Here is a 23,614-nt window from a genome sequence, read left to right on the forward strand (position 1 = left end):
AACAGTAGCTTAGCGGGCATGCGTAGCCGCAATGCCATTGAAACCGCATCGGGAGGATAGTTTGAATAAAAATAAGTGCAACGTCTTGGTGCAGTTTTCATCCATCAAAAGGGGCGTTGCACCATGCTAGAGTAAAGAACCTACTGCGCATTCCAATCCACACTCATAGTCGGCGCTTCCAACTCACTAAGCTCAGCGTAAACATCGCTGATCGCGCTGATACGCTCACGACCTTCTGCAAGGCGACGGTGCAGCACGCCGTTGGCAATCAGGCAGATCAAGCTATTGGCGGCGGCGTAGCTATCAAACGCCGAAAGGCTTTCCAGCGGTGTTTCAAAAAACCATGTTACCTGTGAGGCAAAATTGACCGCGGTGGGGTCAGCCAGCAAGGCTACCTTGGCAGGCGTTCGCTCAAGGGCATTGATCAGCGCAGCAAACGCCGCTGGGCGCCGGCGGAAACCAAACAGCACCACCACATCCTGCTCGGTTAAATCGACAATCTCTTCGGCTAACGACTGGTTAGGGTGGGGAACCACCCGCACCTGGGTGCGCGCCTGAATTAACTGCTGACGAAAATGCAGCGCCAACGGGTAGCTATTACGAAACCCGATCACCACCACATGGCGCGCGCTATCCAGGCGTTCTACCAACGCTGAAAACTGATCTGCGGCAATACCGTTTAAGCAGCGCTGCAGGTTTTCCTGCTCGCGCTGCAAGTGACGCTGAAACGGCGCCCCCGCCTCATCCTGCATGGCGTTGGCATCGATCACCAACGGCACCCCCAGGTTGCGCAGCTGGCGGGCGTGGTCTTTAACGGTGCGGTAGCTCTCAAACCCCAACCGCTTGAACAGGCGACTGACGGTCGATTTGGAAACCCCGGTCAGGCGCGCCAAATCAGCGGCACTGTACACCGCTAGATCATCAAAGTGATCGAGGATAAAGCTCGCCACCCGCTGCTCCTGGGCACTTAGCGCGTCAAACTGGGCGGTAATTCGCTGTCCGATATGCGGCGTCATAACATCCTATTGAGCTGTCTGATTAGCGGGTTGATGGCGGGTGGTGCTCCGCCCAGTGGCGGGCGATATCGACCCGCCGGGCCACCCACACCCGGTCATGGGTTTCGAGGTAATCCAAAAAGCGCTGCAACGCGCGAAAACGCCCTGGCCGCCCCAATAACCGGCAGTGCATACCGATAGAGAGCATTTTCGGCGCCTCCTCCCCTTCCGCGTAAAGCACATCAAAGGCGTCACGCAGGTAGGTAAAGAAGTGATCCGCGGTATTAAAACCTTGCGGCGCGGCAAAGCGCATATCGTTGCTGTCCAGAGTGTAAGGCACGATTAAGTGGTTATGCTCACTACCCTGACTATCAGTCACCTGCGTCCAGAAAGGCAAATCATCGCCGTAGTAGTCGCTATCGTAAAGGAAACCACCCTCATCCAGAACTAAGCGCCGAGTATTGGGACTGTCACGGCCGGTATACCAACCCTGGGGTTTTTCGCCGTAGAGGCGCTGAAAAATCTCCATGGCCTGTTGAAGGTGTTGCCGCTCAACGTGCTCGGAGACTTCCTGATAGTGAATCCAGCGGTAGCCATGGCAGGCAATCTCGTGGCCTAGCTCTTTAAATGCCATGGCGACATCCGGGTTGCGCTCCAGCGCCATGGCCACGCCAAACACCGTGAGCGGCAGGTCGCGCTTCTCAAACTCGCGCAGAATGCGCCATACCCCGGCGCGAGAGCCGTATTCGTAGATCGACTCCATGCTCAGGTGGCGATCAGGATAAGCCGGTGCGCCGATGATTTCTGACAGGAACTGCTCGGAGCCTGAGTCACCGTGCAGCACACAGTTCTCGCCCCCCTCTTCGTAATTGAGCACGAACTGAACGGCAATTTTGGCCTTGTTGGGCCAATTGGCGTGGGGTGGATTACGCCCGTAACCGATTAAGTCGCGTGGGTAATGGCTCTTAGAGGATGACGACATAGCTAGCTCCTTTTATGCCTATTTCTGGCTCGTCACTGGCGAATGAGCAGCCCAGCGATACAGAAAATTATTTGTATACAAAATAGCGAGATTAATAACGAACCGCAACGCGGCCGAACGCTAATCCCCTGACACTCATAGCGTTTCTAAGTTAAAACATCGTTAAGCTGTTGAATCCTGAACAATTGGTCAAACTTTTAGCGGGACATTTTTATCGTCTATTCACGTTTAGAGGCTTGCATAAGGCTAGAAACCGCCCTATTTTTGTATACAAGAAATTTTATATTGTTTACATACGGATTGTTCAACGTGCATATACGCATCATTAACCCTAACACCACGGCCTCCATGACCGCTGCTATGGGTCAGGCAGCACAGCAGCAGGCGGGGCCTGGCACCACGGTCAGCGCTTCACAGCCTGACGCGGGCCCGGTTTCGATAGAAAGCCATTTTGACGAAGCGATCAGCGCGGTAGGGGTTGCCGAAGAGGTGCTTAAAGGCGAGCGTGAAGGCGGCATCGATGCCTACGTGGTGGCCTGTTTCGGCGACCCGGGCTTGCTCGCTGCCCGCGAACTCACCCGCGCACCCGTGATTGGCATTGCCGAAGCGGCTTTTCATCTTGCCACCCTGGTGAGCACCCGTTTTTCTATTGTGACCACCTTGGGTCGCACCGGCATTATTGCCGAGCACTTGCTACAGCAGTACGGCTTTAGCCACCACTGCCGCCGCATTCGCGCTGCGGAAATTCCGGTGTTGGATCTTGAGCACCACCCTGAAGCGGCGTTTACCCGCATTGTTGAAGAGTGCTGCCGCGCCCGGGATGAAGACGGCATTGGCGCCATCGTTCTGGGCTGCGGCGGCATGGCGAATTTGACCCAGGAGATCAGCCGCGAAGTCGGCCTACCAGTAGTGGAAGGTGTTAGCGCTGCGCTAAAACTGGCGGAATCGCTAGTCGGTTTAGGTCTGTATACCAGCAAGCACGGTGATCTCGCCTACCCAAGGCCGAAAGCGTTCACCGGCAAGTTTGCTGGGCTTACTGACCTTGCGCTACCGCTTAAGCCATCAACGCTCTAAAAAACTGTGTCTTAAAAACAACGTCTCAAAAAACCATGACTCAAAAAAAAACATTTAATAACAAAAAATTAAGAAACACGAACGTCCAATAGCACGCCACGCCGCAAGCGTTTCCCGATGTTAAATCGGGGATTAATAAAACCGATAATCTTGCGAGGACGACACCATGAGCGCTTCAACCTCGGCTCTTGCGTCAGACGACCGATCCGATGCTGGATCAAAAGCAATAGGGGCGGAGAGCTTAGCCCCGCAACACACCCGGATTATGGGGCGTAGCTCCTATTTTCTGGCCTGGTTCGGCGGCTGCGTTTCCATTGGCACCTTCGCCATGGGCTCAAGCGTGGTCGGCACCTTAAACCTGTTACAAGCCACCCTGGCCATCGCCATCGGGTGCTTTGTGATCGGTATAGCACTCGCCATTAACGGGGCCGCGGGCTACAAGTACGGCATTCCGTTTATGGTGCAGGCGCGCAGCGCCTTCGGCTTTACCGGCACGCGGCTGCCCGGCTTAGTGCGCGCGGTGCCTGCGGTAGTGTGGTACGGCTTTCAAAGCTGGATTGGCGCCGGGGCACTCAATATGGTGTCGGCCACCCTGTTCGGTTTCGACAACCTTATCTTCTACTTTATTACCTTCCAGTTTCTGCAAATTGGCCTGTCGGTAATGGGCTTTCAGGGCATCAAGTGGTTAGAGAATATCGGCAGCGCCTTTATCCTCGCCTCATTGATGTATATGTTCTACGCCACGGTGCAGCGCTATGGCGATGAGCTTTCCGCCAGCCTGCTGACCATGGAAGGCTCCTGGGGCATGCCGTTCTGGGGCGCGACCATGCTGTTCTTGGGCATCTACAGCACCATGATGCTCAACGTTAGCGACTACTCCCGCGAGCATAAAAAGGGCACCGCCCAAAGTCTGCTGACCACCATTTACGCCATGTCGATTCTGCCCTGCACGCTGTTTATGGGTTTGATTGGCTATATGGTCTCCGAGGCCACCGGCACTGCCGACCCTATCCAGGTGTTCGCCAACGCCGTGGACAACACCCCGCTGTTAATGACCACCCTGCTGTTCATCGCCTTCGCCCAGGTGACTACTAACGTGCTCAACAACGTAGTGCCACCGACCTATGTGCTGATGGACGTGTTTAAGATCAAGTTCTCGGTGGCCACGGTGATCGTAGGCTTGCTGGCCTTCGCCACCTTCCCCTGGAAGCTGGTGCAGCCAGGTTCCGCGGCGGGCCTGCAGCTGTTTGTGCAGACCTACTCCGCCTTTCTAGGCCCGATCTTCGCCATTCTGGTGGTGGACTATTATGTGATTCGCCGCCGCACCCTGGATATCGACAAACTGTATGACGTCAACGGCCCTTACCAGGGCGTAAACCTAGCTGCGTTTATTGCCACCGCGATCGGTATTGCGGCGGCGCTCTCTTTCTCGGCGATCTCGTGGTACGCCAGCCTGATACCCGCAGGCGTGAGCTACTACCTGTTAATGAAGTACTGGGCACCCTGCCAGCGCTTTAGCCAGTAACCCCATTTAGCCAACCTGCGAGCCAATACAATGAAAGAGAGCAACGACGTTAGTGACCTGGATATTAAACATATTGATCCCACACTCTATAACGAGGATCTGGCGCCGCTTAAACCCCAGGATCGTAACTGGGGGGCGTTTGAGATATTCAACGTCTGGTCTAACGATATCCAGAGCCTGTTTGGCTACACCCTGGCCGCCTCGCTGTTTTTAACCTACGGCCTGAACGGCTGGGCGGTGATGGCAGCGATTATTCTGGCCGGTGTGATCGTGATGTTTTTGGTTAACCTTACCGGCAAACCCAGCGTTAAATATGGCATTCCCTTTCCGGTGATGGTGCGCGCCAGCATGGGGGTGCGCGGCGCCAACCTACCCGCGATGCTGCGCGCCATCGTGGGGATTTTCTGGTACGGCGTGCAGACTTACTTCGCCTCCACCGCCGTCACCCTGCTGATTACGGCATTTTTTGGCGCAGGCAATGGCAGCACCTTCCTGGGGCTCTCCGGCGTGGCCTGGGTGTCATTTGTGATTGTGTGGCTGTTTCAAATCGCCATTTTCTGGCAGGGCATCGAGCGCATTAAGCACTTTCTCAACTGGGCAGGCCCGCTGGTCTACGTGGTGATGCTGGTGCTGATGATCATCGTTTGGTATCAGGCGGGAAGTGAGCTAATCCCCGCTATTGGCACTATTTTTAGCGGCGATGGTGAAACCAGCGGCAGCTCAATCGCCGCCTTTATGGCGATTGTCGGCACCATGGTGGCGTATTTCGCGGCGGTGGTAATCAACTTCGGCGACTTCACCCGCTTTGTAAAAACCGAGCGCCAGATGAAGCTGGGCAACCTGCTGGGCTTGCCGCTTAACGTAGCGTTCTTCTCGTTTATCGCACTGATTATTACCGCAGGCACCCTGGTACTGTTTGGCGAAGCGCTAACCAATCCCGCCGATATCGTTGAGCGAGTGGATTCATTGCCGCTGACAATAGTCGCCGCGCTAACCTTCTTTGCCGCCACGGTGGGCATCAACTTGGTGGCCAACTTTATTCCCCCCGCCTACGACCTGGCCAACCTCTTCCCCAGCAAAATCAGCTTTAAGATGGGCGGCCTGATTACCGCGGTGATTGCGTTCTTTGTCGGTGCGCTATGGCTTTCAGTGATCAGCCAGATCGGCGTACCCGGCTTTGTGAATGCGTTAGGTGCCGTCGTCGCGCCCTTCTATGGCATTATCGTGGTCGACTACTACCTGATTAAGCGCCAGCACTTAAACATGCAGGAGCTATTCTCATCAGCACCGGGCAGCGCCTACTATTACGTAAACGGCTGGAACACCCGCGCGCTTATCGCTTTTGGTGGTGCCGCGCTGTTCTCGCTCTCTACCGTGTTAGTGCCCGCGCTCTCCAGCCTGGGCGGCTACGGCTGGCTGATTGGTGCAGGCTTAGGTGGACTGTTCTACTACGGCTTGATGCGGCAGTTTAAGGCTGCGCCTGCATTGGCTCAACAGTAGACAAATGGATCGTAACTAGCTGATTAAAAGCTCATACAAGCGCCATCGGTTTTGCCGATGGCGCTTTTTTTGTGGCGCAGGCTGGCGCGGCTGATTTGGAACCTGCTGACAAACTCCCATGGCGGTACCAAGCAACGTATTTTTGCGGTCTCAAAACTCAGCAAAATGAGATATTTTCGATTTGCCTGAATTCATATAATAACTGCAGCCATCTTGATTACGTCAGTAACGGGATACGGAGCTGCTTTATTTACTGCGTTTGAAGCTTGGGTCAGATGAAAATATCTACTAAAACGATGATCTTGTGTAAAGGGAGAAGCGTGCGAACCGCTGTCGCGATCCGCACGGGAGGGCTGGACTAGTTCACCGCCTTGGCGGCCTGCGCGATCACCTCGGCCACCTCATCGGGGCTCGTCATCGGCAGCATATGGCCGTTCTTGATCTCAATGACTATCGAACCGGCACGCTCGGCCATTCGGCGCTGCAACTCCGGTGAGATGAGAAGGTCCTCGGTAGCGACCGTCATCCAGCTCGGTTTATCCTGCCATGCTGCAGAAGTAACTTTGTGAGCAAGATTCCCCGCGTTGGCCCATGCTTGGGATCTTGCCAAAAAGAGTGCATCTTCTTCTGAAAGACCGTTACCTGCCAAGGAGAGGAACGCGTCGTCATTGACCAAAAGAAAGCCATCGTCGGAGACCGTCAGCTTGTCGGCCGTGAAATCGCTGGCCGCTGAGGCTAGCAGGTCGCCGCCGCTTTCCCCGATATCAGGCTGGAAGGCTGTGACGTAGACGAGACCTTTGACGTCTGGGTCGATGCCGGCTTCTGTTACAACCACGCCGCCATAAGAATGCCCCACGAGCAGCACCGGGCCGTCCTGCACGTCCAGGCTTCGCTGGACCGCCGTGACGTCATCCTCGACGGATGTCATTGGCAGTTGAGTAACTGTGACTTTTAGGCCTTCGGCAGTCAGTCGGTCGTAAACCCCTCTCCAAGTACTGCCATCGACGTTTCCGCCGTGAACCAGAACGATGTTCTTTACGTCAGCGATAGCCATGCCCGGCAGCGCAATTATGGCGCCTAGCGTGACGCTTACGGACAAGGTTAGAGTACGGAGATTGATCATGTTGACTACCTCTATTGAGAATTGAAATCGGTGTGAGTATGCCATTTCAATATGGAGGGTCCCTCCACATTGGAGAAGAAGGGGGGCAAATGAAAATTACTGCAATTACTCTGAGAACTAATCTTCATCTGACTCCAATATCTTGAGAACTGAACGAGACTTGCCCGGGGACTAAACTGCGGCTGCACCGCCATCGACAAAAAGTTCATGTCCAGCGACAAAGCTGCTCTCGCTTGATGCCAGGAATAGGACTGCTCGTGCTATCTCGTTCGGTTCCCCCAACCGCCCAAGCGGAACGCTTTTATTTAGTGCCTCTTCGACTTCCGGTTGCGAGTCAAGGTAGCTCCTTATCAGTCGAGTTTCTGTTCCAACAGGCGAAACCACGTTCACGCGGATGCCTCGCTCCTTAAGGTCATTCGTCCAGCTTCGAGCGAAAGAGCGCACTGCTGCCTTACTGGCGTTGTAAAGAGACTGGCCTGGCAGGCCTTTACTGCCAGCAATGGAGCCGTTGAGCACGACAGCACTTCCCGCTGTCATCAGCGGTAGTGCTTTTTGCACAGTGAACACCATGCCTTTCACATTGACGTTGAAGGTCGAGTCGAAATGCTTATCCTCGATCGCATCGAGTGGAATGACCTCGTAAATGCCCGCATTGGCGAACACGACATCGACCTTTTGGTGGTCACGTTGGATCCGTTCGTAGAGCCGAGCGACGTCGGCAGAGTTGGTGACGTCGCCTTGCACGCCGACCGCCCCGTGGCCGATTTCTTTCACCGCCTCGGCGAGTAGTTCTTGCCGACGCCCTGTGATGTAAACGTGCGCACCTTCGATGGCGAACAGTTTCGCCGTTGCGAGGCCGATGCCGTCGCTGCCTCCCGTTATCACCACAACTTTGTTTTCAAAACGCTTCGTCATTTTCTAGTACCTTTTTTAAATAAGTGGAGCATTGCTCCACTTAATATATGGAGGTAGACTCCATTTAACAAGCGAAAGAGGAAAAAAATTGAGTAATGAACCTGCCCTCCGGGCTGACGCACAGAAAAATCGCGAACTTATCCTTACTGCCGCCGAGGAGCTTTTTCTGGAAAAAGGAGCGGGGGTTCCGCTGGAGGAAGTTGCCAAGCGCGCAGGCGTCGGTATAGGTACGCTTTATCGTCGCTTTCCCACGCGCGAGGCACTTTTGGCCGCGACGAGCAATGAGCGTTTCTTGTCGCTGGCGGAGACCAGCCGTGCACGCGACTCAGATCTCACTCCAGGTGACGCGGTACGCGCTTATCTTGAAGAACTTGCTAGGAACATGAGCATTTACCAGAGCCTTGCTGCTTCGATTGGGACTATTATCCAATGCGGTACGCCTGGGTGTAATGCGATCACTGCAGAAGGGCATCGGCTGCTTCAGCGTGGACAGGAAGCAGGTGCCATCCGCCGCGATGTCACTTACGAGGATTTCATTTACGTGGTAACGGCGATTTCCATCGCAATCGAAAATGACCGTTCATCGAAATCGCGTATTGGGCATCTGGTAGACTTGTTCCTGAATGGCGTAAGCGTAAAAGGTTGATCGCCGATTTAGATAACGACCCTTTAAAGCTCCAGCAAAGTCGACTTTTGGGAATACCTTCATTCAAGAGGAATGGAGTACCCGCTAGACGAGAACGGCACGCCTTTAATTCTTGTCGATCAAGTTAATTTTTCTGAAATTACTCAACACAAAAAAGCACTTTGGTTTGGCCGCTGGTGAGCTGGGCGTTGAGGCTGTAGAAAAAACCCACTGACGGCTAAGTTTTGGTAGGATCGAGAAAACAGACGAGGAGTGGTCAACATGCCGTGCTTTAAGCCCTATAAGCACGATCAGCTCCAGCCAGGGATCTTTGTACCTGATTGAGACTAGCGCCATCAGAACCTGCCGGACAAAAGCTGGCGAGAGACGATGCCAGCTAGCGCATTCCAGTTTGATCCTGTAAAGCAAACGTGTATCTGCCCAACCGGCGAAAAACTGTCCTATCGCGGGCAACGAGAAACGGACAATGGCAAGACCCGGATACACTTTGAAGGGCGCTTGCTGCAATGTCGGCACTGCCCAAAGAAATACCGATGCATGCAGAACCCGAGTTCAGCCGACCATCGCAAAGGCGCAGGGCAACAAGTATCTTTTATTATCGATAACAATCGCTTACCTAATTACACTGACTGGATGAAGCACCGAGTCGATAGCCCCAAGGGCAAAGAAATTTACAGTCATCGCATGTCAGTCGTAGAGCCGGTATTCGGCAACATTGGTACGACGAAAAGGCTAAGCCGCTTCAGCTTGCGGGGCAAGAAGAAGGTGCAAGGTCAGTGGAAGCTCTACTGTCTGGTGCACAATATTGAGAAGTTAGCGAATTATGGTCACTTGGCCGCGTCATGAAGGGCTATGAGCGAGATAAGTCGCTACATAAGAGCCGAATAGTCCTCTTAACTGGCGTTAGGCGCGCACTTTAGTGGCTGAATACCGATATTAATATTATCCAGCCAGATGACTGGCTGGGTAAATAAATTAGGATCACAGGCGGTAGAGATGGCTCAAAATCGGGTTTTTCTACAGCCTCGTTAGAGAGCTTAGAGACTATTATGGAGTATGCTGAAGACTACTCAGGTTGGGGAAATGAAGTTCTCTATCGGATGTGCTCCGAGAGACCATTGCATGATAGTGTCGATACAGTTGTCGGCAAGCTTTGGGTAATTGGCCGCTCTTACTCGGCTAGTATTGAACGAAAGGCAGGGAAAGATTTTAATATTGTAGATGCAGCGCAAATATTAATTGGCTCGGGTATCGATGCCGCAATTAATGACCTTAAAAACATTAATCGACCGACAATTGATAATATATTTATTGTCTTGAATGCACATAAAATTCTTACAGACCTTTTTGCCAGTGCTACAGGTATTGAAAAGCGTTCCCTCGCATCAAAATATCTTCATTTTCATGCGCCTAGATCAGTTTTTATTTATGATTCCATAGCAAACAAGGAGCTCAGGAGCCGACTGCCAAGAAAGCGATTTGAAGTCCCCGGTGAGTATGACCAAGCATATTCGGCTTTTTGTTATCGCTGCTTGCATTATCGTGACTTTGAGTTTGAGCCAAGGTTAGGTGCACTATCGACACCAAGGAAATTGGATATGGAGCTTCTTGGTTATGCATCGCCCTAACAATCGCAGGCACAGCGACCGCTTTTTCGTTGCGGCTGCGCCTTCATTACAAAGCCTACATATGCCTGAAGTAGTTGTGGTTCGAGAACACAGATCAAATTACCCGAATCCGGTCAGTTTTGCAGCCGGAGATAGGCTTTTGGTTGGAGAACGAGATACGGAATATGCCGGCTGGGTGAAAATTACCGATAAAAAAAGCCGTGTCGGCTGGGCACCGCTCGAATATATTGAGCTATCTGAAAATGGTGCTAGCGGAGTTGCGGTTAAATTCTACTCAGCTAAAGAGTTGGATGTCGATCCGGGTGAACGACTCAGTGTCAAGTATGAGCACTGCCAATGGTGTTGGGTAGAGCACAAAGCTAAAGGTGCAGGCTGGGTGCCAAATGAGTGCCTAGGCAATGCATAACCAAGCCATTAAATACGCTCGGACGCTCGTTCCTCACGCCGTTTTATTGCAGGCGTTATGCCGTTATCCCTCCCGTCGCCGGCATGCTAGGATTAAAGAGTAAATCTGCTAATGCAAAGAGGCTCCACGACCATGAGACTCGAACAAGTCATTCAAGAGACAAAAGGGTTTTCAGCCCATGATCGAGCTTTACTTGCCCATTGTCTGATTTCTGGCCTTGAAACTCAGCAAGATGAAGGGGGCGATGCTGTTTGGCTCTCTTTTGCCGAACAGCGGCTCGATGAGCTTGAGACTGGCAAAGTTCAAGGGGTGTCATGGGAAGAAATTAAAGGCCAACTGAAGCGTCCCTCGTAATGGCTGAATTCCAGGCTTAGATTTTTGGGAGTGTCATGGAGTTATCCAAAGCTCAAATAGGCAAATGCGGTGAACTTTTAGTTCAGTACCGTCTCCTTTTGTGCGGAATAGAATCTGCTCCAATGAGCACAGACACTGGCGTTGATCTCGTTGCGTTCTCGCCCAAAGATGGAGACGCCCGAACAATACAAGTGAAGACCAACCATAAAGCAAAACCAGGAGGTGGTTCAGGTAAGGCAGCTTTAGATTGGTGGCTACGCGAGGATTCTCCCGCTGAGTTGGTTGCTTTCGTTGACCTATCAAGTGAACAGGTCTGGCTAATGACGCATTCTGAGGTTGAGGAAATCGCGCAGCAGCGCTCTGGTGGCCGTTTTCACTTGTATATGTACACCGACCCAACAGCGCGTCCAAGAAAGAAGGATCGATTGAGTCATCAATGGGAATTTCAACAGTTCCTTCTTGAGAACCATGTACACAATACATTCAAAGTCTAAACAGCAGGCAAGGGGGCTCTCCTAACATCTCGCCGCTGGCATTAGCACCTCAGCTTCGGCGACTGTCGTTCACGTCATCCGCAAGCCAAGCCTTGATCAGTGACTGGTAGGGCATATCTCGCTTGTTAGCTTCGATTTTGATCCGATCAAGCAGGGTTTCCGGCAAGCGGAGTGAAATAGTCTTGGTTGAGGGCTTCAGCTTCGAGAAAGAAACAGATTTTGCTTGGCTCCAGTCCAAATAGTCGGAGGAATCATGGATTTCCCAGAATTCTCGTTCTTCGGCCTCATTCTTGAACTCAGGCATCTTTTTTAGCTTGCTCATAAACAGCCCTCTCCTTTCGGTGCATGTCGCGAGCGGAGATCGCCCTAACTAGCGTACCGTTCTGCCTCAGTGTGAACGTGATGTGGAGCAGTCTCTCATCATCTGTTTCACCAAGGGCATGAAAACGGGCCTCTGTCTGGCTGTGTTTGGGATCTTCCAGCACCAGAAGCGGCTCATTAAAGAAAATTTCTTCCGCTTCGGATTGGTTGACGCCGTGCTTCTCTGCGTTTTTGCGAGAGTTGCCTGCATCCCAGTCAAAGCCAGTGACATGCGCCCAATTGATCATAATTGTATATTATCAGCATATACACAGGCGTCAACAGGTGCTAAATAATGTAGGCACACAGACTCCAAGCATAGCTTTTACGTTGCCTGTCTAGAATTAGGCTATGGTTATTTGATCTATCAAAAATTCGCTAGGCAAACCGGGCATTGCGTTCGCTTTGACGTTCTTACCTGAAAAGTTACACTTGGTGAAAAGCTAAACAGGAAGGAGGTGCGCCATGACTAGAACCACAGCCACTGAGGCGCGCAGCAATCTTTACCAGTTGATTGATGAAACTGCCGAATCTCACCAGCCAATCGTTATTATGGGGAAGCGGAACAGCGCCGTCTTAGTATCCGAAGAAGATTGGTCAGCTGTTCAGGAAACACTTTATTTGCTCTCCGTACCCGGTATGCGGGAATCTATTCGCGAGGGGATGAATACCCCTTTGGCTGAGTGCAACGTTAAGCCCTAGCGCCTAGCCAACCTACCCACTAGTGATTCTTCTCCAGCGCCAAATGATTGTCTATTTCCTTTATCTTGTCTTCCGTGTGGTGATTCACGTAGAGCACCGTGGTCTCTTTCCCTGCACAAATTTTCTCAATAAGCGCTAGCACCAGTTGGCGATTCATATCGTCTAGCCCGAGGCAGGGCTCGTCTAGAATCAGCAGCGGCGGGTGCTTCACCATGGCGCGGGCGATAAGCAGCAGACGCTGGTCGCCGTAGGAGAGTTTGTTGAAGGGCTGATCGGCGCGCTCTTGCATACCCAGTAGTTCGAGCCACTGGTCGGCAACCTTTTTCTGGTGATCGGTGGCTTTTGTGTACACGCCGATACTGTCGTAGAAGCCTGAAATAATCACGTTTTTGCAGCTGGTGCTGACGCGATACTCCCACTGCAGAGCGGTGGAGACATAGCCGATAAACTGCTTGATCTGCCAGATGCTTTCGCCGTTACCGCGCTGGAAGCCAAACACAAAAATATCGTTGGTATAGCACTGCGGATGATCCCCCGTGATCAGGGACAAGACGCAGGTTTTGCCACTACCGTTGGGGCCACTCAGCTGCCAATGCTGGCCCTGTTCAATCGTCCAATCCAGCTTATCGACAATCACGGTATCGCCGTATTGGATCGTCGCTTGCTTGAGTTTTACTAACGGCTGGCTGGGGTCGAGAGCGGGTAATTTGCTGGCTGGGTCGGCCTCGGGCAGGCTTAGGTCGGTAGTTTTCAAGTGCAGCAATTGGTACAGCTCATTGAAGGCGGCTTCATCCTGACGCTCTACCGTGAACGCCAATCGTCCACTGTCTCCCCGCTTCTTATCCCCTCTCTTTTTCTCCAAACGCTCTTTATCTAGGTAGGCCACATGGGTGATAAAGTCCGGCATCTCATCAAAGCGGTTCAGCACCAATACCATTGGAACAGTGTCGATGATGGAGGCGAGATGGGCTTGCAGCATGGCGAGGGTGTCGACGTCCAAGCCATCAAACGGCTCGTCTAAAATCAGCAAGTCCGGCTTGCTCGACAAAGCGCGAATCAGCATGACCTTGCGGGTTTCGCCCGTGGAGAGCTTACGAAAGGCGCGGTCAAGTAGCTTCGTAAGACCGAACTTTTCGACTAGGTCGCTGGCAAGTTCAGGGTCTTGGCACTGCTCGAAAATCATTTCATTGACGGGGGTGCCGAGTGAAATGACATCCATGATATCGGCATCGTCTTTTTTCAGCTCTTTGGCGATCAGTTCGGCCTGCGCTTCGAAAGAGACCAAGCCAACGTTTTTGGGCAGCCCTTGAACCGTGCCCGATTCAATTTTGCCAACGCCAGCCAGCGCCGCCGCCAGGGCCGATTTGCCTGAGCCATTGGTACCCGTGATAACCCAATGCTGGTGGGGTTCGATGATCCAATCAATCTCGCTTAGGGTGAAGCGATCATCAAAACTGATTGTCGCTTTGTTTAGCTGAATACGCGCTAAGCGGTTTGAAGGCTCCATCAATGTGTTCCTTATTGTTTGGAAAAATCACTGTTCGCATGCAATGAGACAAAAAAGCCGAGAATATCGTGGCGATATCTCGGCTTTTTAGATGACTTAGCGGTCTATTCTTTGACGAGCCATCATTTAATCAGCCGATTAAACGATCTTCTTCATGTCCGCCATATGGCCACGCAGCACTGCGCCAACGGCTTCAACCGGGTGAGCGCGCAGGGCATCGTTGACTTCGATCAAACGCGCGTTATCAACGCCGTTGTCGTCCAGATCCAAGCCTTTACCGATAACATCGGATTTAATGCCTTTCATAAAGTCAGCCAAGAGCGGTACACAGGCGTGGTTGTAGAGGTAGCAACCGTACTCCGCTGTATCAGAGATAGTCGCGTTCATCTCGTACAGTTTCTTACGCGCGATAGTGTTGGCGATCAGTGGCGTTTCGTGGAGAGATTCATAGTAAGCAGACTCAGCGATGATGCCCGCCGCGGTCATGGTTTCGAAGGCCAGCTCAACGCCTGCTTTAACCATTGCCACCATCAAGATGCCGTTGTCGAAGTACTCCTGTTCGGTAATTTCTACGTCACCCGCAGGGGTTTTCTCGAAGTTGGTTTCTGCGGTTTCTGCACGCCATTTGTGCAGGTTCGCGTCATCGTTCGCCCAGTCTTCCATCATCGTGTGGGAGAAGTGACCGCTCATGATGTCGTCCTGGTGCTTGTTGTAGAGCGGGCGCATGATGTCTTTCATCTCTTCAGCAAGATCAAAGGCTTTGATCTTAGCCGGATTAGAAAGACGATCCAGCATGTTGGTCACGCCGCCGTATTTCAGTGCTTCTGTGATGTTTTCCCAGCCGTACTGGATCAGCTTAGCGGCGTAGCCAGGCTCAATGCCCTCTTCGATCATTTTGTCGAAGCACAGCAGTGAGCCGGTTTGCAGCATGCCGCAAAGGATCGTCTGCTCACCCATCAGGTCGGACTTCACTTCCGCGATGAAAGAGGACATCAGTACGCCAGCTTTATGGCCGCCAGTGCCCACTGCATAGGCTTTTGCCAGGTTCAGACCTTCACCTTTAGGATCATTGGCTTCGTGAACAGCGATCAAGGTAGGAACGCCGAAACCACGCACGTATTCAGCGCGAACTTCAGAACCCGGGCACTTAGGCGCCACCATGATGACGGTTAAGTCTTCACGGACTTTCATGCCCTCTTCCACGATGTTGAAACCGTGCGAGTAAGACAGGCAAGCACCCTCTTTCATCAGCGGCATGACAGTCGTCACAACAGACGAGTGCTGCTTATCGGGCGTCAGGTTCAATACAACGTCTGCCGTGGGGATCAACTCTTCGTAGGTACCTACTGTAAAACCGTTCTCGGTGGCGTTTTTCCACGACTGACGCTTTTGCTCAATGGCTTCAGGGCGCAGTGCGTAAGAGACGTCTAAGCCGCTGTCGCGTAGGTTCAAGCCTTGGTTGAGGCCTTGGGCGCCACAGCCGATCACGACCATTTTTTTGCCTTTCAGCGCTTCTACGCCATCGGCAAATTCAGAGCTGTACATGAAACGGCATTTGGCGAGTTGCGCCAGTTGCTCGCGGAGCGGCAGCGTATTGAAGTAGTTAGCCATCGTTAGCATCCTAATATGTTATGAGCACGACATCGATGTAAGGCACATCGATGCTAAAACCGGTACTTAAAAGAGTGACACAGTCGCTAGATGCGAGATCCAGCGTTATGTGAGTAAGGCTAATCTAACCAAAAACGACCATTTCTTAAATTGATATATTTGCAACAGCATGTCCCTTTTTTTGCAAAACTCAATTACTATGGCAGTTATGAATTTTAAAATCTTAAAACAGTTCCTCGCCTTGGCAGAAACCCTGCATTTTGGGCGCGCCAGCGATGAGTGCTATGTCAGCATTTCTGCCTTGTCGCGCAATATTCGGCATTTAGAAGAGGAGCTGGGGGTGTCGCTGTTTAACCGCGACAACCGTACCGTGGTGTTGACCCAGGAGGGGCAAAAGTTTCTCAAGTACGCCCGCGATGCCAGCAGCCAATGGCATTTGATTCGTCATGAATTGACGGACAATCCCGATCAATTAAGCGGGGAAATCAGCCTGTATGGCTCCGTCACCGCCAGCTACAGCTTTTTGCACGAGCTGCTGCGCCGTTTTCGTATTGCCTACCCGGTCATTGAAATTAAGTTGCGCACGGGGGATCCAGAACACGCGATTGCGCATATTCTGGATGGTAAAGAAGATCTTAGCATCGCGGCCCAGCCTGCCAACTTGCCGCGAGGCCTGGCGTTTAAATCCATTGCCACGTCGCCTTTGCTGTTCATTGCACCGCTTGAGCAGCAGGTGCCGAATGTGCCAACGAACACGCCAACCACACCGCAAGAGTGGGCGAGCATCCCGATGATTCTATCGGAGAGCGGAGTCTCAAGAGCCCGTGTGGATGAGTGGTTTCGCCAGTTGGATGTCTCCCCGCGCATTTATGCACAGGTCACCGGCAATGAAGCCATCGTGAGCATGGTGAGCTTGGGCTTTGGGATTGGCGTGGTGCCAAAAATCGTCCTCAACAACAGCCCATTGATGGATCGCATTCGCGTGCTCGACGTGACACCGGAACTGGAACCCTACGATATTGGTTTGTTTACCTTAAAGAAAAACCTAAAAAACCCACTGGTCGACGCGTTTTGGCGGTTGATGTAAGCCCTCCTTAATAAGCCCCAGGCGCTGTTTTTTAGCGCTCCAAAACCGCCCTTACCCGCCAAAAATCTGCTGCAGATCCGGTGCGCTCTCCTCCTCTTCGACCATGGAGAGCGAGGCTTCGATAGCTTTCAGGTGGCGGCTCATAAAGGCTTTGGCACGTTCGCCGTTGCCGGCTTCCAGGTAGCCGATCAGATCGTCGTGGTCGTGGGATTCGCAGCCCAGATGACCGCGGTGGCCGTAGACGGCAAGGATCAGCGAAGAGCGCGAGCAGAGCCGCTCGACAAATTCCGCCAGGGTGGCGTTGCCTGACAGCTGCGCTAGGCGCACATGAAAGTCGGCCGATAGCCGAATGGCGACGCTCTGTTGGCCGCTGCGCAGCGCCTGACGCTCCTGGCGGGCCATTTCGCGCAGCTCCGCGGCCTCTTTTTCACCCATGCGCCGCGCTACATCGGGCATTAATCCGCACTCGATCAACTGGCGGGCATCGAAAACGTCTTTGGCTTCTTCGGCGGTGGGCCGGGTAACACTGGCGCCGCGGCGCGGGGTTAGCGTAACGAGTTGCTCTAGCGCCAGGCGCTGGAGGATTTTACGAATACCGGTGCGGCTAATGCCAAACACATCCGCCAGCGCATCTTCGCGCAGCCGTGCGCCGGGCTTCAGGCGCTGCTCGACGATCGCATCGCTCACCGCACGGTAGATTGCCTCGTGGCGCTCATCGCCCTCTTTGCTGTCTTTTTTACTCTCTTTGCCTTCTTTAACAAGAGCGCGCCGCTTTTCCGGCGCCTGCGCATCACTCATAGCTGGCCTCTTTGATTATTCCTCCCAAGCGGCAATGATATCGCGCTCTTCATCGCTCATGTTGGTCATATTGCCTAACGGCATATAGCGGCTGGCCACGACCTGCTGAATTTGCGCCTTCTGGCCGAGAATTTCATCCCAGTTCTCAAACGCAAACCCAGCCGGTGGCGCGGAGAAACCGGCATGTTCCGGGTTGCGTGCGTGGCACTGCACACAGTGCTGCTCAATCAAACCGGTGATTTGTGCCTGATCAGGCCCTTGTGCGTCGGCATCACTACCCGTTGACGAAGCACTCGGTGCGGCCACCCAAAACGCCAACAGAATAAGCCCTACCCCAAAAGCGGGATACGCGGGCTGGGTTTTGCCTGCGTGCATTAGAACAAAGAATTGCCGTATCAAAGCACCGGCAAAGATAAACAGCACCATCACCACCCAGGCAAGCTCATGGGAGTAGATAAACGAGTAGTGATTACTCACCATCAGCAAAACGACCGGCAGCGTGAAGTAGGTGTTGTGTACCGAGCGCTGTTTGCCGCGTTTGCCATCCAGCGGATTGGGCGCATCGCCCGCCTTCATGGCTTTTACCATGCGGCGCTGACCGGGAATAATCCAGAAGAAGACGTTAGCCGACATCGCCGTCGCCATGACGGCACCGGTGAGCAAAAAGGCGGCGCGGCCGGTGAACATGTGCGTGCTTAGGTAGGCCACCACGACCATCATGACGGCAACCGCAACGCTGAGCAGGCCGTCGCGATCCATATTGGGGCTAATGCGCTTACACAGTTCGTTGTAAACCACCCAGCCGCCTAATAAAAAGGCCAACGCCAGAATATTGGCCTGCCAGCCCGTCATGTTGGCGGCCCACTGCCAGGGACTATTAGGGTTTACCAAATAGAAGCCCGGATTAACCATGTAGAGAATGACGAACAGCGCAAAGCCGGAAAGCCAGGTGGTGTAGGCTTTCCAGAATGACCAGTGCAGATCATTGGGCAGCTTGGCAGGCGCCGTGGCGTACTTCTGGTTGTGGTAGAAGCCGCCGCCATGCACCGACCACATTTCGCCAAACACGCCCTTTTCGCGATCTTCCGCTGCCTTCGGCGAGCGCAGGCTATTATCCAGCATCACGAAATAGATCGACTCGCCGATCCAGGCGATAGCCGCAATCACATGCAGCCAGCGCAGCAGCAAGTTAACAAAATCAATAATATAGGCTTGCATGCCAGGCCCTCTTAACTACCGCGATAAGTTGAATAACCGTAAGGCGAAAGCAGCAACGGCACATGATAGTGTTGACTGGCATCCGCAACGCCAAAGCGCAGCGGGATAACGTCTAAAAAGCGTGGTTCAGCCGCTTCAACGCCCTGAGCACGCAGATAGTCGCCAGCATGGAACACCAGTTCGTACTCCCCTGCGGTGAGTGCCTCCCCGTCTAAAATGGGCGCATCGCAACGTCCGTCACTGTTGGTGGTCACTGTGGTTAGATGCTGGCGTTCGCTGCCTGAAAGGCGAAACACCTCAATGGTAATGCCATGACCGGGCTGACCTTTGGCGGTATCCAGTACGTGGGTGGTTAAGCGTCCCATGGCCACTCCTTATTAATAGCGTTGCTTGCACGACTTGACCTACTGGTCAAAGAGTACCGTTACTGCTATTTATTGTATACAGTAATTCCATCCCTGCACGTTTTGAACATTTGTCGCATTAAAATTTCCCGCTTTGGAGAGTGCCAGTGCCCACATCTAATCCGTTATTGCTTTCACCCGCGCCCAGCCAGTGCAGCCTGGAAATGATGACCCATCACTATGGGGACGTTTATGAGCACTCGCCCTGGGTAGCCGAATCCGCTTGGCAGCAAGGCTTGACTGAAGCCCATGATACCCCGGATGCGCTGGCCGAACTGATGGGGCTTATGTTGCAGCAGGCGAGCAGTGAACAGCAAATCAAGGTGATCCAAGCGCACCCGGATCTAGCCGGAAAAGCCGCTCTGGCCGGTGAATTAACCCAGGACTCGACCAGCGAACAGGCAGGTGCAGGGCTTGATCAGTGCAGTCCTGAAGAATTTGCGCGCTTTGAGGAGCTTAACGCGGCGTATAAGGAGAAATTTGGTTTTCCCTTTGTGATTGCCGTTAAAGGGCTAGATCGCCATGCCATATTAGCTGCTTTTGAGGAGCGCCTGAACAACGACGCAGTCACCGAGCGGCAAACGGCCATTCAACAAATTATTCGCATTGCGCGATTTCGTTTGAGGGCGCGCGCCGAGCAATAAATCATTGGGTACAGCTAAAGGGTGGGGTTAAATCGACAAGCGTTGAAGGCTATTCGCCAAACGGGCTATTGCAATTATTTCTTGTATACACTTTTATTAGTTAATGGATGCAAGAAGAAAACAATGCCACCCACTGCGAATAAAGGCTTTTTATGTCGACTCCGCCCGATGCCCAAACGCGGCCTTCGCGTACCATTAATCAAAACCCCGATGCGATGCCGCCGTTATCAAAAGCGATTCCGCTTGGCCTTCAGCACATTATGGCCATGTTCGCGGGCAACGTTACACCACCGATTATTATTGCGGGCGTCATCGGCGCCAACCCAGCGGAGCAGATCTTTTTAATTCAGGTAGCGCTGTTTGTCGCCGGGGTGTCCACGTTGGTACAAACCATCGGTATCGGCCCCTTTGGCGCACGCTTACCCATTGTGCAGGGCACCAGCTTTGGTTTTTTACCGGTGGCGCTGCCACTGGCGAAGGCGTTTGGCTTACCCGCCGTTCTGGGCGCCTCATTTGTGGCGGGTTTGCTGCAAATTGTACTGGGGGCTTTTTTAAAGAAGATTCGTCACTGGTTCTCCCCAGTGGTTACCGGGATTGTGGTGCTACTGATCGGTATTACGCTGATGCCAGTGGGCCTTAATTACGCCGCTGGCGGGGTGGGCGCGGATGACTTTGCATCCCCCGGCAACCTCACGCTGGCGCTCTTTGTACTCAGCATTACGATCGCCGTTCACCAATATGGGCGGGGCTTTATTAAAGCCTCCTCGATTCTGTTTGGCTTAATGGCCGGTTACCTGGTCGCTATTGCCCTAGGCAAGGTTGATTTCACCTCACTGAGCAATGCTGCCTGGTTTGCGCTCCCCAAGCCACTGGAGTACGGCATGACGTTCTCTGGCACCGCGATCGTCGGTATGACGCTGATTATGTTTGTGGTTGGCTTAGAGACGATCGGTAATATCTCTGCAATTACCACCACAGGGGCTGGCCGCCCTGCTAAAGACCGCGAGCTTTCCGGCGGCGTGATGGCCGATGGCGTAGCAACGTCCTTTGCCGCCGTTTTCAATACACTGCCCAACACCGCTTACGCCCAGAATGTCGGCCTGATTACCCTCACCGGCGTAGTTAGCCGCCACGTAGTCACCATTGGTGGGTTGCTATTAATCGCCATGGGTCTATTCCCCAAGCTGGGCGGGCTAGTGGCGGCCATGCCACCTGCGGTACTGGGTGGTGCGGGTGTGGTGATGTTCGGCATGATCGCCTCAGCGGGCCTCAAAATCATCAAAGAGTGCGAGCTGGATCAGCGCAATATGCTGATCATTGCCGTCTCGCTAAGCTTGGGTATCGGCCTACCCGCCGTTGAGGCGATTTCTGACACCATGCCAGGGCAGCTGGGTCTGTTGCTTAAATCAGGCTTGGTGCCTGCGGCACTCGCCGCGCTTCTGTTGGATGCCATCTTGCCGGGCAAGCCAGATAGGCGTGCTAAATTGGAGAAGGCTGAAGCTGATTCTCGTCAACAATAGCTTTCAAGCAAAACGCCGCACCCTATCGGGCGCGGCGTTGTTAAGCGGTGTTACTTTCGATTACTGCTTTTTCAATTACTGCTTGGCAGTCTCTACCGCTTTCTTAGTGGTCTCTTCTACTTGCTTCTGGCTATCTTCCGCAAAGCTTTTGCTGATGGAGGTGACTTTTTCCGTGTCTCCCTTCATCCGCTCCATAAAATCACTCGCGGTTTTTTGCTGGCTTTCCATGGCTTTTTTGAAGCTGTCTGGGTCTTTGACGTCAAGCCAAGTACGCGCTTGTGTAATCGCCATGTCCGAGTAGGCACGGGCAGCATCCAACTGAGCGCTGAACAGCTGGTCATAATAATCAAGCGCAGTCAGTGTGTAAGAACGCATCGGTGAAACAAAAACAGACTCAAACTGTTGCTTGGTTTTATCAGTCGTTGCTTTATTCATCGTAATACCTCCAAGAGTGAGCTAGCACATGAACACGCCTCGGTTAGGCGGTTCTTACGTCAGGCTTTTGCCTCTGCTGTCTTAAAGCTAGCAGTGCTTTTTGTGCAGCGCAACATGATTTTTCCTCATCCTGCGCATGCTCACTCACTGACCGTTAGAATGGCCGACAGCCGCCTTGCTACTAGCGGTTACCGAACAAGTGCTTACGCGCCTGCTCATCCATTTCTACGCCCGCCTGAGGATTAACGTCTTCGACCAAAGCGTAGGCACGACGCACGGCTGGGCGTGCTTTGATCATATCGAACCAGCGCTCCAAGTCCGGAAACTCTTCTAACGTTTGACGCTGTTTTTCCCAAGGTACAATCCAGGGATAGATCGCCATATCAGCAATTGTGTAGTCATCACCGCCCACATAGGTGTGATTTGCCAAGCGCTGATCCAACACGCTGTACAGCCGATTGGTTTCGCGCACATAGCGCTCAATGGCGTAGTCAATTTTTTGCGGCGCGTAGTGGCAGAAGTGGTGATTTTGGCCTGCCATTGGGCCTAACCCGCCCATTTGCCAGTGCAGCCACTGCAATACGATATAGCGTTCGCGCCCTGCTGAAGGCAAAAAGAGCCCGCTCTTATCAGCGAGATACTCTAGGATCGCACCCGACTCAAACATCGACAGCGGCTGGCCGCCATCCTGGGGGGAGTGATCGACAATGGCAGGAATACGGTTATTGGGGGCAATAGTAAGAAATTCAGGATCAAACTGTTCGCCTCGACCAATGTTAACCGGCTTCACTCGGTACGCCAGATTGGCTTCTTCGAGCATAATGGAGATTTTATGGCCGTTAGGTGTTGTCCAATAATACAGGTCAATCATTGCCATCTCCTTGATGAAAGCCTTGATTCACTCGCAATGAGCCTACCAAGCTTTCAAAATTTATCGGGCGGTATCTTAACGTACCGCCCTGATCAGATAATCCAGCCGTTGGCGTTATATATCGCGTACGGTCAGGACATTACCGGCAGCTCCATTGTGCACGTTGAGCATACGCTTAAACCACTCGTCCACCGGGTCGCCAGGCTCTACTACCGCCTGTGTCGATACGACGTGAGCCCACATCATGCTGCCGAACAGCAGGTAATCCGAGCCGCTTGGCGCATCACCGTCTAAAAATGCGCTATCACGCAGTAGGTCTCGTACCGGTGCCAGCGCCTGTTTAAGCTGCTGTTTACCCTGGTCAGGCTGATGAAACTCTTCTAGCGTGCAACCAAACCGGGCTTCACGGGTTTCGCGGAAATAGGCGCGGTCATCTGGGTGCACTGCGGCGAATAAATCCATGCCGATAATGCGGAATAGCGCCGGATTCACACTACGCTCAACGAAGTATTTGAACAGTAATACCCGTTGATAGCTGACGCCTTCGCCTAACACAGGCGCCTCGGGATAGGCCTTATCCAGATAGCGCATAATGTCGAAGCTGTCGGTGACGACTTGATCGCCATCGCAGAGCACCGGCACTTTGTCGTAATCGGCAAATTCCAATGCTTGTTTATCGAGGAATCGCCATGCCACGGTGGTGAATTCCAAGCCTTTATGGGCAAGTGCCATACGCACGCGCCAGCAGTAAGGTGAGAAACGTAGTCGTTCATCCCGGCCGCACAGATCATAAAGAGTAATTGCCACTGCCATAA

Annotated in this window: 28 protein-coding genes; 14 read left to right on the top strand and 14 right to left on the bottom strand. The window is 52.9% G+C overall.

Annotated features, from left to right (window positions below; genetic code table 11):
- Positions 1–140 precede the first annotated feature (140 nt).
- Positions 141–1,016 carry a MurR/RpiR family transcriptional regulator gene (locus ACT3UM_RS04170; RefSeq protein ID WP_498896391.1) on the bottom strand — a complete coding sequence of 292 codons (876 nt, stop codon included), beginning with the start codon at positions 1,014–1,016 and terminating at the stop codon, positions 141–143.
- Positions 1,017–1,038: 22 nt separating this feature from the next.
- The gene (gene puuE, locus ACT3UM_RS04175; RefSeq protein WP_498896393.1) at positions 1,039–1,977 is read right to left on the bottom strand and encodes an allantoinase PuuE; all 939 of its coding nucleotides are present in this window, start codon (positions 1,975–1,977) and stop codon (positions 1,039–1,041) included.
- A gap of 309 nt (positions 1,978–2,286) precedes the next feature.
- On the opposite strand from puuE, the gene ACT3UM_RS04180 reads away from it, so the two are divergent.
- The 3 genes from ACT3UM_RS04180 (at position 2,287) to ACT3UM_RS04190 (ending at position 6,076) form a co-directional block, all read left to right on the top strand.
- Complete coding sequence (locus tag ACT3UM_RS04180) at positions 2,287–3,051, top strand: aspartate/glutamate racemase family protein (protein WP_035585342.1); 765 nt, start codon at positions 2,287–2,289, stop codon at positions 3,049–3,051.
- 166 nt (positions 3,052–3,217) lie between these two features.
- Positions 3,218–4,576 carry an NCS1 family transporter gene (locus ACT3UM_RS04185; RefSeq protein ID WP_498896395.1) on the top strand — a complete coding sequence of 453 codons (1,359 nt, stop codon included), beginning with the start codon at positions 3,218–3,220 and terminating at the stop codon, positions 4,574–4,576.
- 30 nt (positions 4,577–4,606) lie between these two features.
- Positions 4,607–6,076, top strand: a complete 1,470-nt coding sequence (locus tag ACT3UM_RS04190) for an NCS1 family nucleobase:cation symporter-1 (RefSeq protein ID WP_498896397.1) — start codon at positions 4,607–4,609, stop codon at positions 6,074–6,076.
- A 358-nt stretch (positions 6,077–6,434) separates the two neighbouring features.
- Here the strand turns inward: ACT3UM_RS04190 and ACT3UM_RS04195 are convergent, their stop codons facing one another.
- Complete coding sequence (locus ACT3UM_RS04195; RefSeq protein ID WP_498896399.1) at positions 6,435–7,199, bottom strand: alpha/beta hydrolase; 765 nt, start codon at positions 7,197–7,199, stop codon at positions 6,435–6,437.
- A 171-nt stretch (positions 7,200–7,370) separates the two neighbouring features.
- Positions 7,371–8,114 (bottom strand): SDR family NAD(P)-dependent oxidoreductase, encoded by a 744-nt coding sequence (locus ACT3UM_RS04200; protein WP_498896401.1) that lies wholly within the window; start codon positions 8,112–8,114, stop codon positions 7,371–7,373.
- Between the two features lie 88 nt (positions 8,115–8,202).
- Between ACT3UM_RS04200 and ACT3UM_RS04205 the strand changes: the two genes are divergently transcribed.
- The 7 genes from ACT3UM_RS04205 to ACT3UM_RS04235 all read left to right on the top strand — a co-directional run bounded on the left by ACT3UM_RS04205 (position 8,203) and on the right by ACT3UM_RS04235 (position 11,642).
- Positions 8,203–8,760, top strand: a complete 558-nt coding sequence (locus tag ACT3UM_RS04205; protein ID WP_498896403.1) for a TetR/AcrR family transcriptional regulator — start codon at positions 8,203–8,205, stop codon at positions 8,758–8,760.
- Positions 8,761–8,832: 72 nt separating this feature from the next.
- Positions 8,833–8,940 carry a hypothetical protein gene (locus tag ACT3UM_RS04210; protein ID WP_498896405.1) on the top strand — a complete coding sequence of 36 codons (108 nt, stop codon included), beginning with the start codon at positions 8,833–8,835 and terminating at the stop codon, positions 8,938–8,940.
- Between the two features lie 189 nt (positions 8,941–9,129).
- Positions 9,130–9,606 (top strand): transposase, encoded by a 477-nt coding sequence (locus tag ACT3UM_RS04215; protein WP_498896406.1) that lies wholly within the window; start codon positions 9,130–9,132, stop codon positions 9,604–9,606.
- Between the two features lie 203 nt (positions 9,607–9,809).
- Entirely contained in the window at positions 9,810–10,388 is a 579-nt protein-coding gene (locus ACT3UM_RS04220) for a hypothetical protein (protein WP_498896408.1), read from the top strand.
- A complete protein-coding gene (locus ACT3UM_RS04225) occupies positions 10,375–10,794 on the top strand; it encodes an SH3 domain-containing protein (RefSeq protein ID WP_498896410.1) in 420 nt (139 codons plus the stop codon). Before ACT3UM_RS04220 ends, ACT3UM_RS04225 begins: the two co-directional genes overlap by 14 nt.
- A gap of 132 nt (positions 10,795–10,926) precedes the next feature.
- Positions 10,927–11,148: an addiction module protein gene (locus tag ACT3UM_RS04230; RefSeq protein ID WP_498896412.1), complete on the top strand. Its 222-nt coding sequence runs from the start codon at positions 10,927–10,929 to the stop codon at positions 11,146–11,148.
- Positions 11,149–11,183: 35 nt separating this feature from the next.
- Positions 11,184–11,642, top strand: coding sequence for a hypothetical protein (locus ACT3UM_RS04235; RefSeq protein ID WP_498896414.1), 459 nt, complete (start codon positions 11,184–11,186; stop codon positions 11,640–11,642).
- 49 nt (positions 11,643–11,691) lie between these two features.
- On the opposite strand, the gene ACT3UM_RS04240 is transcribed toward ACT3UM_RS04235, so the two are convergent.
- Both ACT3UM_RS04240 and ACT3UM_RS04245 read right to left on the bottom strand, forming a co-directional pair.
- On the bottom strand, positions 11,692–11,964 hold the full coding sequence (locus ACT3UM_RS04240) for a BrnA antitoxin family protein (protein WP_498896415.1): 273 nt from the start codon (positions 11,962–11,964) through the stop codon (positions 11,692–11,694).
- Entirely contained in the window at positions 11,939–12,250 is a 312-nt protein-coding gene (locus tag ACT3UM_RS04245) for a BrnT family toxin (RefSeq protein WP_498896417.1), read from the bottom strand. The genes ACT3UM_RS04240 and ACT3UM_RS04245 overlap by 26 nt, the downstream gene beginning before the upstream one ends.
- Positions 12,251–12,467: 217 nt before the next feature.
- On the opposite strand from ACT3UM_RS04245, the gene ACT3UM_RS04250 reads away from it, so the two are divergent.
- Positions 12,468–12,704 carry a type II toxin-antitoxin system Phd/YefM family antitoxin gene (locus ACT3UM_RS04250; protein ID WP_498896419.1) on the top strand — a complete coding sequence of 79 codons (237 nt, stop codon included), beginning with the start codon at positions 12,468–12,470 and terminating at the stop codon, positions 12,702–12,704.
- A 19-nt stretch (positions 12,705–12,723) separates the two neighbouring features.
- On the opposite strand, the gene modF is transcribed toward ACT3UM_RS04250, so the two are convergent.
- Together modF and ilvC are read right to left on the bottom strand one after the other, a co-directional pair.
- Positions 12,724–14,211: a molybdate ABC transporter ATP-binding protein ModF gene (gene modF / locus ACT3UM_RS04255; RefSeq protein WP_498896421.1), complete on the bottom strand. Its 1,488-nt coding sequence runs from the start codon at positions 14,209–14,211 to the stop codon at positions 12,724–12,726.
- A 138-nt stretch (positions 14,212–14,349) separates the two neighbouring features.
- Positions 14,350–15,822 carry a ketol-acid reductoisomerase gene (gene ilvC / locus ACT3UM_RS04260; protein WP_498896423.1) on the bottom strand — a complete coding sequence of 491 codons (1,473 nt, stop codon included), beginning with the start codon at positions 15,820–15,822 and terminating at the stop codon, positions 14,350–14,352.
- 208 nt (positions 15,823–16,030) lie between these two features.
- On the opposite strand from ilvC, the gene ilvY reads away from it, so the two are divergent.
- Positions 16,031–16,909, top strand: coding sequence for an HTH-type transcriptional activator IlvY (gene ilvY, locus ACT3UM_RS04265; RefSeq protein ID WP_498896425.1), 879 nt, complete (start codon positions 16,031–16,033; stop codon positions 16,907–16,909).
- Between the two features lie 51 nt (positions 16,910–16,960).
- On the opposite strand, the gene ACT3UM_RS04270 is transcribed toward ilvY, so the two are convergent.
- From ACT3UM_RS04270 to uraH, 3 genes are read right to left on the bottom strand one after another with little or no spacing between them, the layout of a single operon-like run.
- Entirely contained in the window at positions 16,961–17,707 is a 747-nt protein-coding gene (locus ACT3UM_RS04270; protein WP_498896427.1) for a GntR family transcriptional regulator, read from the bottom strand.
- A 15-nt stretch (positions 17,708–17,722) separates the two neighbouring features.
- Positions 17,723–18,925 carry a urate hydroxylase PuuD gene (locus ACT3UM_RS04275; RefSeq protein WP_498896429.1) on the bottom strand — a complete coding sequence of 401 codons (1,203 nt, stop codon included), beginning with the start codon at positions 18,923–18,925 and terminating at the stop codon, positions 17,723–17,725.
- 11 nt (positions 18,926–18,936) lie between these two features.
- Positions 18,937–19,290 (bottom strand): hydroxyisourate hydrolase, encoded by a 354-nt coding sequence (gene uraH, locus ACT3UM_RS04280; RefSeq protein WP_035585369.1) that lies wholly within the window; start codon positions 19,288–19,290, stop codon positions 18,937–18,939.
- Between the two features lie 146 nt (positions 19,291–19,436).
- On the opposite strand from uraH, the gene uraD reads away from it, so the two are divergent.
- Together uraD and ACT3UM_RS04290 are read left to right on the top strand one after the other, a co-directional pair.
- Positions 19,437–19,973, top strand: a complete 537-nt coding sequence (gene uraD / locus ACT3UM_RS04285) for a 2-oxo-4-hydroxy-4-carboxy-5-ureidoimidazoline decarboxylase (protein WP_498896431.1) — start codon at positions 19,437–19,439, stop codon at positions 19,971–19,973.
- Positions 19,974–20,125: 152 nt separating this feature from the next.
- Complete coding sequence (locus ACT3UM_RS04290; protein ID WP_498896433.1) at positions 20,126–21,493, top strand: uracil-xanthine permease family protein; 1,368 nt, start codon at positions 20,126–20,128, stop codon at positions 21,491–21,493.
- A 75-nt stretch (positions 21,494–21,568) separates the two neighbouring features.
- On the opposite strand, the gene ACT3UM_RS04295 is transcribed toward ACT3UM_RS04290, so the two are convergent.
- From ACT3UM_RS04295 to ACT3UM_RS04305, 3 genes are all read right to left on the bottom strand, one after another.
- Complete coding sequence (locus ACT3UM_RS04295; protein ID WP_035585375.1) at positions 21,569–21,928, bottom strand: phasin family protein; 360 nt, start codon at positions 21,926–21,928, stop codon at positions 21,569–21,571.
- 181 nt (positions 21,929–22,109) lie between these two features.
- Complete coding sequence (locus ACT3UM_RS04300) at positions 22,110–22,799, bottom strand: glutathione binding-like protein (protein ID WP_498896436.1); 690 nt, start codon at positions 22,797–22,799, stop codon at positions 22,110–22,112.
- Between the two features lie 114 nt (positions 22,800–22,913).
- The gene (locus ACT3UM_RS04305; RefSeq protein ID WP_498896438.1) at positions 22,914–23,606 is read right to left on the bottom strand and encodes a glutathione S-transferase family protein; all 693 of its coding nucleotides are present in this window, start codon (positions 23,604–23,606) and stop codon (positions 22,914–22,916) included.
- Between the last annotated feature and the right edge of the window lie 8 nt (positions 23,607–23,614).

It is taken from the genome of Halomonas sp. AOP13-D3-9 (genome assembly GCF_052379125.1).
In the GTDB taxonomy this organism is placed as follows: Bacteria; Pseudomonadota; Gammaproteobacteria; order Pseudomonadales; family Halomonadaceae; genus Vreelandella.

Excerpts from the sequence above, each read along its gene's own strand:
- ACT3UM_RS04170 (WP_498896391.1), bottom strand. The coding sequence starts at position 1,016 with ATGACGCCGCATATCGGACAGCGAATTACCGCCCAGTTTGACGCGCTA.
- puuE (WP_498896393.1), bottom strand. The coding sequence starts at position 1,977 with ATGTCGTCATCCTCTAAGAGCCATTACCCACGCGACTTAATCGGTTAC.
- ACT3UM_RS04185 (WP_498896395.1), top strand. The coding sequence starts at position 3,218 with ATGAGCGCTTCAACCTCGGCTCTTGCGTCAGACGACCGATCCGATGCT.
- ACT3UM_RS04190 (WP_498896397.1), top strand. The coding sequence starts at position 4,607 with ATGAAAGAGAGCAACGACGTTAGTGACCTGGATATTAAACATATTGAT.
- ACT3UM_RS04195 (WP_498896399.1), bottom strand. The coding sequence starts at position 7,199 with ATGATCAATCTCCGTACTCTAACCTTGTCCGTAAGCGTCACGCTAGGC.
- ACT3UM_RS04200 (WP_498896401.1), bottom strand. The coding sequence starts at position 8,114 with ATGACGAAGCGTTTTGAAAACAAAGTTGTGGTGATAACGGGAGGCAGC.
- ACT3UM_RS04210 (WP_498896405.1), top strand. The coding sequence starts at position 8,833 with ATGGAGTACCCGCTAGACGAGAACGGCACGCCTTTAATTCTTGTCGAT.
- ACT3UM_RS04215 (WP_498896406.1), top strand. The coding sequence starts at position 9,130 with ATGCCAGCTAGCGCATTCCAGTTTGATCCTGTAAAGCAAACGTGTATC.
- ACT3UM_RS04220 (WP_498896408.1), top strand. The coding sequence starts at position 9,810 with ATGGAGTATGCTGAAGACTACTCAGGTTGGGGAAATGAAGTTCTCTAT.
- ACT3UM_RS04225 (WP_498896410.1), top strand. The coding sequence starts at position 10,375 with ATGCATCGCCCTAACAATCGCAGGCACAGCGACCGCTTTTTCGTTGCG.
- ACT3UM_RS04230 (WP_498896412.1), top strand. The coding sequence starts at position 10,927 with ATGAGACTCGAACAAGTCATTCAAGAGACAAAAGGGTTTTCAGCCCAT.
- ACT3UM_RS04235 (WP_498896414.1), top strand. The coding sequence starts at position 11,184 with ATGGAGTTATCCAAAGCTCAAATAGGCAAATGCGGTGAACTTTTAGTT.
- ACT3UM_RS04240 (WP_498896415.1), bottom strand. The coding sequence starts at position 11,964 with ATGAGCAAGCTAAAAAAGATGCCTGAGTTCAAGAATGAGGCCGAAGAA.
- ACT3UM_RS04245 (WP_498896417.1), bottom strand. The coding sequence starts at position 12,250 with ATGATCAATTGGGCGCATGTCACTGGCTTTGACTGGGATGCAGGCAAC.
- ACT3UM_RS04250 (WP_498896419.1), top strand. The coding sequence starts at position 12,468 with ATGACTAGAACCACAGCCACTGAGGCGCGCAGCAATCTTTACCAGTTG.
- modF (WP_498896421.1), bottom strand. The coding sequence starts at position 14,211 with ATGGAGCCTTCAAACCGCTTAGCGCGTATTCAGCTAAACAAAGCGACA.
- ilvC (WP_498896423.1), bottom strand. The coding sequence starts at position 15,822 with ATGGCTAACTACTTCAATACGCTGCCGCTCCGCGAGCAACTGGCGCAA.
- ilvY (WP_498896425.1), top strand. The coding sequence starts at position 16,031 with ATGAATTTTAAAATCTTAAAACAGTTCCTCGCCTTGGCAGAAACCCTG.
- ACT3UM_RS04270 (WP_498896427.1), bottom strand. The coding sequence starts at position 17,707 with ATGAGTGATGCGCAGGCGCCGGAAAAGCGGCGCGCTCTTGTTAAAGAA.
- ACT3UM_RS04275 (WP_498896429.1), bottom strand. The coding sequence starts at position 18,925 with ATGCAAGCCTATATTATTGATTTTGTTAACTTGCTGCTGCGCTGGCTG.
- uraH (WP_035585369.1), bottom strand. The coding sequence starts at position 19,290 with ATGGGACGCTTAACCACCCACGTACTGGATACCGCCAAAGGTCAGCCC.
- ACT3UM_RS04290 (WP_498896433.1), top strand. The coding sequence starts at position 20,126 with ATGTCGACTCCGCCCGATGCCCAAACGCGGCCTTCGCGTACCATTAAT.
- ACT3UM_RS04295 (WP_035585375.1), bottom strand. The coding sequence starts at position 21,928 with ATGAATAAAGCAACGACTGATAAAACCAAGCAACAGTTTGAGTCTGTT.
- ACT3UM_RS04300 (WP_498896436.1), bottom strand. The coding sequence starts at position 22,799 with ATGATTGACCTGTATTATTGGACAACACCTAACGGCCATAAAATCTCC.